This window comes from Brevibacillus sp. (assembly GCF_003521185.1).
GTDB lineage: Bacteria > Bacillota > Bacilli > Brevibacillales > Brevibacillaceae > Brevibacillus > Brevibacillus parabrevis.
On record NZ_DOTK01000085.1, the window covers coordinates 26,170 to 36,957 of the forward strand.

General features: G+C 53.2%; 8 protein-coding genes and 1 pseudogene. 6 read left to right on the forward strand and 3 right to left on the reverse strand.

What is annotated here, in order from left to right; translation table 11 throughout:
* Positions 1 to 17: 17 nt before the first annotated feature.
* The gene (locus tag DEP07_RS25585; RefSeq protein WP_173599789.1) at positions 18 to 866 is read right to left on the reverse strand and encodes a hypothetical protein; all 849 of its coding nucleotides are present in this window, start codon (positions 864 to 866) and stop codon (positions 18 to 20) included.
* A gap of 212 nt (positions 867 to 1,078) precedes the next feature.
* Here DEP07_RS25585 and DEP07_RS25590 point away from each other — a divergent pair, with 212 nt between their 5' ends.
* Together DEP07_RS25590 and DEP07_RS25595 are read left to right on the forward strand one after the other, a co-directional pair.
* Positions 1,079 to 1,927 (forward strand): DUF1698 domain-containing protein, encoded by an 849-nt coding sequence (locus tag DEP07_RS25590; protein ID WP_173596257.1) that lies wholly within the window; start codon positions 1,079 to 1,081, stop codon positions 1,925 to 1,927.
* A 195-nt stretch (positions 1,928 to 2,122) separates the two neighbouring features.
* On the forward strand, positions 2,123 to 3,310 hold the full coding sequence (locus DEP07_RS25595) for a glycosyltransferase family 2 protein (protein ID WP_173596256.1): 1,188 nt from the start codon (positions 2,123 to 2,125) through the stop codon (positions 3,308 to 3,310).
* Between the two features lie 16 nt (positions 3,311 to 3,326).
* Here the strand turns inward: DEP07_RS25595 and DEP07_RS25600 are convergent, their stop codons facing one another.
* Positions 3,327 to 3,671: a DUF1360 domain-containing protein gene (locus DEP07_RS25600; protein WP_173596255.1), complete on the reverse strand. Its 345-nt coding sequence runs from the start codon at positions 3,669 to 3,671 to the stop codon at positions 3,327 to 3,329.
* Between the two features lie 94 nt (positions 3,672 to 3,765).
* Here DEP07_RS25600 and DEP07_RS25605 point away from each other — a divergent pair, with 94 nt between their 5' ends.
* Positions 3,766 to 4,842, forward strand: coding sequence for a peptidoglycan-binding protein (locus DEP07_RS25605; RefSeq protein ID WP_173596254.1), 1,077 nt, complete (start codon positions 3,766 to 3,768; stop codon positions 4,840 to 4,842).
* A 60-nt stretch (positions 4,843 to 4,902) separates the two neighbouring features.
* Here DEP07_RS25605 and DEP07_RS25610 read toward each other — a convergent pair whose 3' ends face one another.
* The gene (locus tag DEP07_RS25610; RefSeq protein ID WP_281869060.1) at positions 4,903 to 6,420 is read right to left on the reverse strand and encodes a hypothetical protein; all 1,518 of its coding nucleotides are present in this window, start codon (positions 6,418 to 6,420) and stop codon (positions 4,903 to 4,905) included.
* Between the two features lie 139 nt (positions 6,421 to 6,559).
* Here DEP07_RS25610 and DEP07_RS25615 point away from each other — a divergent pair, with 139 nt between their 5' ends.
* The 3 genes and pseudogenes from DEP07_RS25615 to DEP07_RS25625 form a co-directional block, all read left to right on the forward strand.
* Positions 6,560 to 7,444 carry a glycosyltransferase family 2 protein gene (locus DEP07_RS25615; RefSeq protein WP_122963216.1) on the forward strand — a complete coding sequence of 295 codons (885 nt, stop codon included), beginning with the start codon at positions 6,560 to 6,562 and terminating at the stop codon, positions 7,442 to 7,444.
* Positions 7,445 to 7,551: 107 nt separating this feature from the next.
* Positions 7,552 to 8,754, forward strand: coding sequence for a hypothetical protein (locus DEP07_RS25620; RefSeq protein WP_122963215.1), 1,203 nt, complete (start codon positions 7,552 to 7,554; stop codon positions 8,752 to 8,754).
* Between the two features lie 173 nt (positions 8,755 to 8,927).
* Positions 8,928 to 10,788 (forward strand): annotated as a pseudogene (locus DEP07_RS25625) (hypothetical protein); the annotation flags it as partial.

Below are 10,788 nucleotides of genomic sequence, written 5' to 3' on the forward strand. Positions count from 1 at the left end.
TCGCCGGGGCATGAGCTTCAGTTCTGTATGGTCCATTGGGACGATGCATAGTCGTAATAATGAACGCCGGGTTGCCTGGGGATATGGGGGAGCCAGAAGTCTTTCATGTAGCTTTTGGCCGTAAGCCCCTGGAAATGCAACGAATTTAGCCGCTTGAGGGCACCGCTGGCCTGATCCTTGCAGTAGAGCTGTCCGTCGATGGCGTACACTTTTTTCTTGCCCGAAAGACTCTCTGCCCACCGCGGGCGGTTAATATTTTCGTCGAAGAAGCTGTCGCCGAACGTTCCATGCGTATGCGCCTGGCCGGAGTAAGAACGGAAATAAAGCAGGCACAGCACCATGTCCGACACCAGCGGAACCCCTTCGATCACCTGGTCAAGCTCGATCGTTTTTTGCACGAGCAGCCGGAACATCTGCGGATTCACAAAGTATTGCATCGTCAAATTGCAGAAACGATCCAGCGTATCCAAGCCTACGAAACTTGTCCACGCAAACTCCATGGAAAACGCCCGGTATTCCGGCTTGTTGACCTGGGTGTAGAGCATCACGTCCGAATCGAGGTAAAAGCAGCCTTGTATCCGGTTTTTGCGCATGAAGTCGCGGAGAATAAACCAGCGCTGAAAGCAGAACAAATTATATTCGTAGCTCATGACATGCATGTGCTGATACACCTTGGCGAACATCTGCGCTGTCTGCATATACGAATCCATCATGACATGCATGGCGCCGGACGAGGCGTATTTCCGGTTAGCCTCCCTGCCGAGCAAGTAAACGGGAGAGCGGGGATTGCTCATCTTGGCTTGCCGCAAACTGTAGGCTAAATAATCCTCATCGTCCCTGTGCATGAAAATGATAGGCAAGGTCATTGGCGCACCCTCCTGTACGTTCCTTTTCCTCCACCGTATGCTTTTCGGATCGTGCCGGAAACGGCCACTGCTTGTACCGGACGCCTAAATCCGCCGCCATGCGCCTGAGAATGGGGGATTACACCCGTTTCCCGACATCTGCGGCGTTCATATCGTAATGTAGCATGATCGCATTTTGCCTAGACACCGATTCTTCTGAAGGAGGGACATGAGTGGGAGGAACATGGACAGACAGTGAAATTTTGGCGGAGATTGCCAAGCGCACCTGGTACCATAAAATTCAGTTGCGTCCCGGGATCGCAACTCCTGGCCTGAAAATTTTGGAGCCACTTTGGGACAGTACGCGCAAATCCAGAGCGCACATCAATTACGCAGGGAAACGGGTGCTGGACATTGCCAGCTTCGACGGAATGTGGGCGTTTGAAGCAGAAAAGCTCGGAGCCTCGCTCGTCGTCGCCACCGACTGCATGCAGCCGCTGTACTCCAACTTTGAACTGTGCAAAGACATTCTCGAAAGCAAGGTTCTTCCGCTGTATAACATTTCTCCCTACAACTTGTGGGAAGGTTTGAAAGTGCTGCTGATGGACGATTTCTCCGCTCCGTTGCCGTTCCCGCAGCAAATTCGCCACAACCTGTTCGATATCGTTCAGCATACCGGACTGCTCTACCACGTCCGCGATCCTTTGTGGACGCTGTCGCAAGCGCGCAGTGTGATCAAGACTGGCGGACATCTGCTGTTGGAGACGGCTTGCATCCTCGACGACAACGAATCAAGAATGATCTTCAACGGCCCTCCGGGAAATATGAACAGAATCTACCACGATATAACGACCTACTGGGTGCCTTCGATCAGATGCTTGCGGGAGATGCTCGCCAGCACGCTTTTCGAAGTATTGCCGCAAAGCATCACAACCGTCAACTCCGGGACCAAAAACGACTACCCGATCGGCCGCGTCACGATGGTTGCGCGGGCCATCAGCGGGCGGGAAACAGCTGCCGATTCGTACGCGGAACTGCTGCGCATTTACCGCAACCCGGGTCTGGTGCCGGACTATTTGTAAGGTAAACACAATCTCGCCATGTGCGTCTATCAAGGTGTGCGCTCCCTCCTGCAAGCGAGGGCGCCACACCTTTTTGCTATGGGAATCTGTCAAAATAAGAAACGTATCCCGATGCCAAATCCGGTTCTTGTACATATGGTATTGCAGGCGTGCCATTTCTTTTTTGCGCTGACTTTTTGAAAAGGAGTGACAGAAATGTCTAGCGGGCAGCTGCCTCTCGTCAGTATCGTAACCCCCTCCTTCAATCAGGCCAGATTCATTCGCGAAACGATCAACAGCGTGCTGCTCCAGGACTACCCGAACCTGGAAATGCTCGTGATCGACGGCGGTTCGACGGATGGAACACTCGCCATTTTGCAGGAATACGCCAGTGCGGACAGCCGCTTCCGATATATTTCCGAACCGGACAACGGACAATCCCATGCGCTCAACAAAGGTTTTGCCATGGCGCAAGGAACCATCATCGGCTGGCTCAACTCGGACGACACCTATCTTCCCGGAGCGATTCGCAAGGCTGTCCACGCTTTATTGCAGCATCCGGCTTGGGGAATGGTTCATGGAAAATGTCAGGTCATCAATGAACATAGCCAGGCAGTCAATACGTTTCCCTCCTCGCACGCCGATGCCAAACAGCTTTACTACACGTGCTGCATCTGCCAGCCCGCCGCGTTTATTCGCCGCAATGTCATCACCCACATGAAGGGCGTGGACGAAAAGCTGAACTTTTGCATGGACTACGAGCTTTGGATGCGCATCGCCAAGTTTCATCAAATTGGCTTTGTTCCGGAGTTTTTCGCCAATGCCCGCATCCACGCCACCTGCAAATCGACGACGCAGTGGCATTCGGTCGGAATCCCGGAAGTGTTCAAATCGCTCGCCAAGCACTATTCGAGCATCCCGAGCGGCTGGATCTCGCACGTCTCGCAATATCGGGGGATGGGCGTAATTGACTTGCTGAAAATATTCAAGTCGTTTCCTTCCAACTCCACACATGTCACCAGCACGAACCGCTTCCCGGACACATGGGCGCCTCCCGTCTTGCGCACGATCATTCAGTCTGACCCTGACAAGCCGGCACATATTTTGCTGATCAAAGGCAAAATTCCCGGTGCGCCAGCGAAGCTGCCCAAACCTTTTCAACTGACCGCTCTCGTCAACGGAGCTCGGGCCAAGTCTTTCACCGTCGAAAAGTCGCAGTTCGCCCTGGAAATCCCGCTCGACCCGCGAACAAACGTGCATCGCGTAGACATCGCTTCTTCCTTGACGGCCCCGGCGACCGTCCCGCATCTGCAAAACAAGCTGGTCGGAGGTTATCAGGCCGAGGAAGTGATCCCGCTGTCTCATGATGAATTTGTTGTGTATCAAGCTTTTTCGCGAGCCTAAAGACCCTGCGCATGCTTCACATGTACAGCCTCGTCTCCAGAACAGCCGCCGCCCCTGCAATCGCCAGCAGCAACAAGATGGGATAGGCGGCTGGTACATACGCGTAGACCGCCACTGTCGCCACAGCTACCCAAATGCCCGTGCACCAGTGGCAACTGAGCAATTCGCCAAAAAAGCGGCGGACTTTTCCCCCTTTAAAACGATACTGCCGGTTCATTTGTCCGGTCGCGTCTGCCTCGTACACGACGGTAAAAAACGGGTTGCGAAGAAACGACGTGATCTCGTCATACACAATCAAATGGGTGAGGCGAAAGCTGGCCAGCACGAGAATGACCAGGTCAATCCACGAGATGCCAAACATCGAATTTTCCCTCTTTCCAATATTTTGTGGTTTCTTTCCCAAAACAATATCGGGTACCATTGGAGGGCGACAAACCAGAGAAAGGCGTGATGACATGAATCGCAACATTTCGAAGATTGCAGCTATCCTTTCCCTGTCCGTCACCTTCACCATGATCGGACAACCTGCATTTGCAAAAACAACATTTACCCCTCTGAAAAAGGGGATGAATAATGCACGCGTGCTCGAAGTGGAGAAAATGCTCGATGCCCTGCATTTTGACCACAAACTGAAAGTAGACAAGCTCTATACCGTCGACACCGTGTACAACGTCAAGCAATTCCAGAAAAAGTACAAGCTCAAGCAAACGGGAATTGTGAACAAAGCGACTTACGACAAGCTGAACAAAGTGTACAAGGCGCAAAAGACAAAACCGGCTCCCAAACCGGAGACGCCAAGCAAGCCTGCCGAACCAGCTGTCACCCTGAAGCTCGGCTCTACAGGTGAGCGCGTCAAAGATTTGCAAGCCATGCTCGCCAACCTCGGCTACAAGGTGACTGCGACAGGCACTTATGATGACTCTACCCGTTTTGCCGTCATGCTGTTTCAATCCCGCAACAAGCAGACTTTGACCGGGGAAGCCGACGCGAAAACGTACAAGGCGATTGAAGAGCAGTACAAGAACAACAAGAACAATCCGAAGCCAACTCCGACACCAACGCCAACCCCGACACCGCCTGTGACGCCAACACAGCCAGAAAAACCGCAAAACCCGGGCACTGGCACGACCGTTCCTTTGCCAGCCGATTTGACTGCTGACGAAAAGGAAATGGTCCAGTTGGTCAATCAGGAGCGCACGAGCCGCGGACTCGCGCCGTACCAGGTCGATATGCAACTGGTCAAAGTAGCGCGAGTCAAAGCCCAGGAGATGGTGACCAAAGGCTACTTCAGCCACACTTCTCCGACGTACGGTTCGCCTTTCCAGATGATGGACACCTTTGGTATCAATTATATGGCGGCAGCTGAAAACATTGCCCAAAATCCGTCGGTAAGCGGTGCCCATCAAATGTTCATGAACTCTTCGGGCCACAAGACCAACATCCTCAGCCCTACGTATGACTATGTGGGAATCGCTGTAGTCAATGGCGGCCCTTACGGAAAAACGTTCGTCCAAATGTTTTTGAAAAAGTAAGCTCGCTGAATGTAAAAGCCATCATTTCGCTATCGAAATGGTGGCTTTTTTTGCCTATGCCTAGAACGAAACAGCAATCCGGTTGTTCGCCGAAAAATGCACGGATTGGTCGTTGCAGAGAACGACTCCTTCTACAACGATCGCCTTGCCCGAATCCTGCTTCAAAAAAGACACCTGGAAATTTTGAAAAGCTTCCGCTGACTGCGGCGGGATCGCGACAGGCTGGATCGGAGCAATCCAGTATTCGCCGCGTTCCATCGCTTGGGTAAACCAGTCGTCATCGAGGTACCGCCAGCCTTTCAAGCCGTTGCTGCCTTGCACAGCCAATGTCTCGACCAGCCGCGGCGGCAAAATTTGCCCGCCCATCTTGATCGAATCGGCTGGGCTTACCCGCAGGCAAACGATCGGATTGTACAGCACCTCTGTTCCCGTGTTTTTGACTTGCAAAGTGCCTATTAGCAAATACGGTTTTTCATTGGAGTCTGAGTGAATCAATGTATAGTCAAAAAACACTTCTGCCGCTGTGCGCGCTTCTACAGCCTGTTCCTGTTCCTCTGTTTGTTCGGGAGCTGCTTCTTCTATATGGAGGACGGCTGCGTGCGGCTCCTGTGGTTGCTCTCGCTCCTGCGATGCGACTACCTCTTCTGCCAGGTGTGCAGCAGCTTCCTGCTCTTGCTGAACCACTTGCTCTGCCTGCGGCTGTTCCGCCTTTTGCAGGCTGGCTACTGCTGTCTGTTCCTCCTGAAGGTCTGGCACTGCCTGTGCGGTCATGACTGGCGCCTCTGCTTGCTCCTCGCCAGCTTCGCTCTCGCTTTGCTCGCAATCGTGTTCATCTGCCTGGTCAAGCAGCTCCTCCACTTCTGCAAGCAATTCCTCATCGTCGCTTGTGCTTGTGGTCAGCTGACTTTGCTCGGACGACCAGACGCTGGAGTAGAACAGCTTCAATATGTTCGGGGGAAGGTAAGCAAGCGGCTGAATGTGCAAGCCGTTTTGAAAATATTCCAAAATGCCCGAAGCGAGATAGAAAGCTATTTTTTCGCCGTAAGCTTTTCTTTTGTACACTTCCGTGTGAATCGGAATTTGCAGCTGGATATGCACGATTCCGCCCGCTTGTTTGGGCGCTTTGCTCGCTTTTTGCTGGCACGCTATCCCCGTCTGCTTCAGTTCTTGCTGCAAGCAGCGGATCAGCTCTCTCTGCCGCTCATTTTCGTGCGGATATAAAACCAGCCGCGGCTTTTCCAGCAAGCGCAGTTCCTTCATGCTGAAGCGGATCGCAACGTCGGTATTTTTCGCCAGGCTGAGGTTGTTTTTCGTCAGCACCACTTCCATTCCATAATCAGAAACGAAGCGCTGGACTTTCCCCAGCACATCCCACTCGTAGGCAGTTTCCGTCGTTTGGCCGCCTGTAAAAAGAACGCACACTTTCCCTTTCAGGCCCGAATCGAGATCGATCCGCTTCTGTTTCGGGTCCCATTTCAATTGAAATCCGTTTTGCTTGCAAAACAATCGAAAAGCAGGCAGAGCCGCATACGGCATGGTCCCGCCACGCTGCCCGCTGTAATATACCTCGACGTCCATCCTTTTCACTCCTCACGACACGATCTAGACTCTCCGCGATATTGTATGAATGCCTAGTGCCAAGAGTGAGCAAATTTGGCAGCGGGCGTTCCCTCCCCTGACGTGCGGCATACCATGGCTACTAGAAAGGAGTGGTCATATGTCCGTCGAGCAACCGCCATTGGTCTCTATTATCATCCCTGTCAAAAACGAAGGAGACAATGTGCGCACAACGATTACTTCTCTCGTCAATGCGAGAACCAATATGACCTATGAAGTCATCGTGGTCGACGATGCTTCTACTGATAATGGCTGTCATTTTTTGCGCAATCAGGAAAACCCGTCAAACATCAAGCTGATCACGACAGAAGGGATCGGAGCAGCAGCCGCGAGAAATTTGGGCGTCGATCACGCGCAGGGCAGGTTTTTGATCTTTTGCGATGCGCACCTCGCTTTTGAAAATTTCTGGATCGATCGCATGCTGGAGCTGATCCTCACCAAAAAAGCGGACGGCGTCGCACCGGGGATCGCCTCCATGACAGAGCCGCACAAAATCGGCTACGGCCAAAAGCTCGATCAAAAGCTGGGCGTCGTCTGGTATCCGAATCCGCAGCGGCCTGCTCCGATTGCGATTTTGCCAGGGGGCTGCTTTATTGTTACGCGGGAAGCTTTCATGAAGGTGGGCGGATTCGATCGCGGGTTCCGCGTGTGGGGCTTTGAAGACATCGAGTTTTCCATCAAAATGTGGCTGTTCGGCTTCACCTGCTTTGTCCACCCTTCCGTGAAAATTCGTCATCTGTTCAGGCAAACGCATCCTTATACAGTGGTGCATGAGCACATCTACTACAATATGCTGCGGATGGCGTACAGCCATTTTAGCGAACAGCGGATTGAAGCCACGAAGAAGCTCATCGTGTACGCAAATGCCAGCGAAATCGAAGACGACGTGCTGACCTCTGGAGCAGCTGCCCAGCGCATCCGCTACCTCGCCCAGAGAAAACGCGATGACAACTGGTTTTTCCAACAATTTCAAATCCCGTTTTAATCCGTCTTTCACCTAAAAAATGGGCATTCGTTGACAAGCAAATTTCCCCTTGCCCACATAGTATGTAACTGCAAAGCAAATCCCCTAGGAAAGGAAGGATTCTTACGGTGAAACATCCTGTGAAGCCCATTATGGGTCGCCAGCTCCCTACACCAACACCGACCGCTACTCCTCCTACTCCGAACAACCTTCAGGAAGAGTGCATTCGCGTTCAAAAGGTGTACGACTGGGTCGTTCTTGCTAACAGCTACCGGAACAAGATTGCCCTTCCCGACGATTGTCGAGCACTTGTGGACGCAGCTATTCGTGCAGGGCAAGATATTTCCATCTCGTGCGTAGAGCCTGTATCTCCTGGCCCTAGCTGCAGCGTCGTCAGCATTCGCCGCGAAAACATCACAGTCAACGGCACAACCGTCCGCGTAGGTGTTGTCCGCTTCGTGTTCAGCGCCACTGTTATCGTGCGCGTTTTCGCAGACGGAACGCCACTCTGCGAATTTACGACAACGGTACAGTTCGATCAGGAGGTCGTACTGTGCTTGCCTGAACCGCTTGACGAAGACAACATCGTTTGCCGAATCAGCGCCCTGGAATGCAGCCCTACCGGCAACGTACTCCTCGGCGGCATGGTTCAGCTGGATGTCATTGTGTGCGTGGAAATCCAGGTAGAAGCGGAAGTCAAACTCGAAGTGCTCGCCAAATTCTGCTCGCCGCGTCCTAACAACATTCCTGTACCGTCGCCAACGCCTTCTTTCCGTTGCCCGCCGATCACATTCCCGCCACAATGCCCGCCAATCTTCCCGGTTCGCAACTGCGATTGCCAGGCGTCCGTAAACGCACTGATCCCGAACGTATCGATCAGCATCGGTATCCCACTCGAAATCGCAGTCGGTACAGTCCAGCTCATCGCCGATATCTGCCCAAGCTGCGATCCATCCAGCAGCTCGTTCACCTTTAATTTCTTCGATACAGTCTTGACTGACCTGTTGGGCGACCAAAGCTTCAGCTTCTCGCCTACCTCGATCAGTTCGCCTACGTGCATTACCGTGCTGCCAGGTCTGGATCTGATCACTGGTCTGGTCGTATCCGGTACCGGCGTGAGAACCTTCACAGCAACCGGAGCGCAAGAGTTCATGACCTACTCCTTGACTCTGGCCGAAACAGCACTCGGTCTGCCAGACGTGATCATCCTGACACTGACAGATGCAAACGGCATCCTCGTCTTCTCTGCCAACCTCACCATCGTTCCCGACGAGCAATTGCTGGTGCGCGATTGCGTCACATTCGGAGACATCGTCATCACCACGCCGTAAGCTTCCTGCTTCCTGCAAACTATACTGGTGTTTCCACCGGGAGAAGACTTTGTCTTCTCCCTTTTTTCGTTTCTTTTGCCGCCAGATTGGCCGCATCGGGATACAGGCACCAAATGCCGACCATTACATATGTCTATAGAGGATAACCTTACGCAAAAAAGGAGGACAACACTGTGCTTAAAAAAAGAACCTCCAGCACAAGCAAGCCAAAAGCAGGGAACGAGAAGTTCCTTTTGCTGAAAAAACAGGCGTACTACTACGAGGACAAAGCTAACCAACTGAGCATGAGAGTGATGGAGCTTGAGGAAAAGATAGAAGCAACCAGCCTGGAAAACCAGGAATACCGGGCACAGCTGGAGGAACTGCACCAGACCCTCGCCGATCTGGACCAAAAAGCAAATGAATGGCAGCAGTACACGGATCAGTCGCAGAAGCTGCTCAGCGATCTGGAAGCAAAACTGGACCACTACCAGAACCTTCTCCAGCAGCGCGAAAAAGCCATTTCGGTCTACAAAGATCGGGAGGGCAAGCTGAAGCGAACGGTAGATGAGCTGCGGAGCGAGCTGCACGAGCATGAAACATCCCCCAAGCTCGCGGAAGCCATTTCCAAGCATGAGGCCATGGAAGCCACTTTGCGGGAGCGTATCGAACTATTGCAGCGCAGGTTGGATCACTTTGAGAAAAAGGAAGCGGAGTGGGAGCAAAGCCTGGCGAAGCTGAAATCATATGAGTCCGCCAGCGAGCACGCACAGCAGCAGCTGGAGGAAGCGAGACGAAAAGAAGCAGAACTGGCACAGCTGATCGCCTCGTCGGAGCAGGTCAACACCCAGTTGCATGAGCAGCAGCAACAACAGCGTGACAAGATCGAGGAGCTGCTTGCAGAACGCCAGCAGTTGCTCGAAACGATTACCCATTTGGAACAGCAGGAAAATTCCTGGAAACGAGCGCTTGAGCATATGCACGACGAATACGAGAGCGCCCAACTCGTGGAACAGGAGCAGCTTTCCCAGCTGGAGCATTTGCAAGAGCAGCTGGAAGCATCCCAGCAAGACCTGCACACCAAGCGCCAACAGTTGGAAGCAACAAACCAGAATCTGGAAACAACTTCCCTGCAACTCCAGGAAACGACTCAACTTTTGCAAGACACGTCCGCACAGCTGACAAACGCGTCCCAGCAACTGGAAGCTGCACGCGATCTGGAAGCGCAGCTTTTGCTCAAACAGCAGCACTTAGATGAAACCGCACGGCAACTGCACGAGACAACCGTACAATTGCAAAACGCCTCGGCCCAGCTGGAAGCTACCTCCCAGCAGCTTGACGCGGCCCGCGCTCTGGAGCAGGAGCTGATCGAGAAGCAGCAACAGCTGGAAGCTGCCCTTGTTCAGCGGGAACAGCAGGAGCTTTCGTTGCAGCAAGCCCTGGAGAAAAAAGACGCTGAGCTGATCGCGGCTCATCACGATTATTTGGCGTTAATTGAAAGGCACGATCAGACGCTGCAACAGCTGGGCACAACGGCACAGCAACTCGACGAAACAAATCAGCAACTGGAAGACACCACAGCCCGGCTGCACAGCACAACTTCCCAACTCGACGCCGCCTCCCAGCAGCTGGATCACACTGCGCAACAGCTTGACGAGACTTCCCGGCAGCTGGATCAAACTACACAACAGCTTGACGCCGCTTCCCGCCAGCTCGATGCCGCTCGCGAACACGAGACGCAGCTTCTCGCCCAACAGCAACAGCTCGAAGCAGCCGTCACGCATTGGGAGCAACAAAAGATCGTGTGGACCGAGGCGCTTGAGCAAAAAGACGCTGAGGTGCAAGCTGCGCTCCACCTGTCCCACGAGTGGAATGCGAAGCACGACCAGGTGGTTCAACAGCTTGACGCGACCTCTCAACAGCTCGATGCCAAGGCTGAACAGCTTGACGCCGCTTTACAGCAACTTGACGTGACTACGCAGCAACTCGACACTACTTCGCAGCAGCTTGACACCACCTCCGCTCAGCTCGGCGAAGCGAACCAGCTTTTGGCGG

Excerpts from the sequence above, each read along its gene's own strand:
- DEP07_RS25585 (WP_173599789.1), bottom strand. The coding sequence starts at position 866 with ATGACCTTGCCTATCATTTTCATGCACAGGGACGATGAGGATTATTTA.
- DEP07_RS25595 (WP_173596256.1), top strand. The coding sequence starts at position 2,123 with ATGTCTAGCGGGCAGCTGCCTCTCGTCAGTATCGTAACCCCCTCCTTC.
- DEP07_RS25600 (WP_173596255.1), bottom strand. The coding sequence starts at position 3,671 with ATGTTTGGCATCTCGTGGATTGACCTGGTCATTCTCGTGCTGGCCAGC.
- DEP07_RS25605 (WP_173596254.1), top strand. The coding sequence starts at position 3,766 with ATGAATCGCAACATTTCGAAGATTGCAGCTATCCTTTCCCTGTCCGTC.
- DEP07_RS25610 (WP_281869060.1), bottom strand. The coding sequence starts at position 6,420 with ATGGACGTCGAGGTATATTACAGCGGGCAGCGTGGCGGGACCATGCCG.
- DEP07_RS25615 (WP_122963216.1), top strand. The coding sequence starts at position 6,560 with ATGTCCGTCGAGCAACCGCCATTGGTCTCTATTATCATCCCTGTCAAA.